Here is a 357-nt window from a genome sequence, read left to right as displayed (position 1 = left end):
TCAAAGTCCCTTGCCTTACCGCTTGGCTATACCCCAATAAATAGGCGAGTGAGGGGAATCGAACCCCCGAATGTCAGAGCCACAATCTGATGTGTTAACCACTTCACCACACCCGCCATATTATTAACACGGGCAGCAGGAATTGAACCCACACCAAAGGTTTTGGAGACCTTTGTTCTACCTTTAAACTATGCCCGTAAATTATGGAAGGGGAGGGATTCGAACCCCCGAACCCGAAGGAGCGGATTTACAGTCCGCCGCGTTTAGCCACTTCGCTACCCTTCCAAGTAAATATATAAACAAATAATAAAACTATTTGACGGTCCCGACGGGAATCGAACCCGCGATCTTCGCCGT

General features: G+C 48.5%; 3 tRNA genes. All 3 read right to left on the bottom strand.

Features of this window, described 5'->3' with window-relative positions:
* Window positions 1–43: 43 nt before the first annotated feature.
* The 3 genes from BG262_RS03970 to BG262_RS03960 all read right to left on the bottom strand — a co-directional run bounded on the left by BG262_RS03970 (window position 44) and on the right by BG262_RS03960 (window position 285).
* A tRNA-His gene (locus tag BG262_RS03970) sits at window positions 44–116 on the bottom strand.
* Window positions 117–127: 11 nt separating this feature from the next.
* Window positions 128–198 (bottom strand) — tRNA-Trp (locus BG262_RS03965).
* 6 nt (window positions 199–204) lie between these two features.
* Window positions 205–285 (bottom strand) — tRNA-Tyr (locus BG262_RS03960).
* Window positions 286–357 lie beyond the last annotated feature (72 nt).

Origin of the sequence: Floricoccus penangensis (assembly GCF_001832885.1) — a bacterium.
GTDB classification, from domain to species: Bacteria; Bacillota; Bacilli; order Lactobacillales; family Streptococcaceae; genus Floricoccus; species Floricoccus penangensis.
The sequence above is the reverse complement of the archived record's forward strand: the minus strand, read 5'-3'. Positions and strand labels throughout refer to the sequence as shown.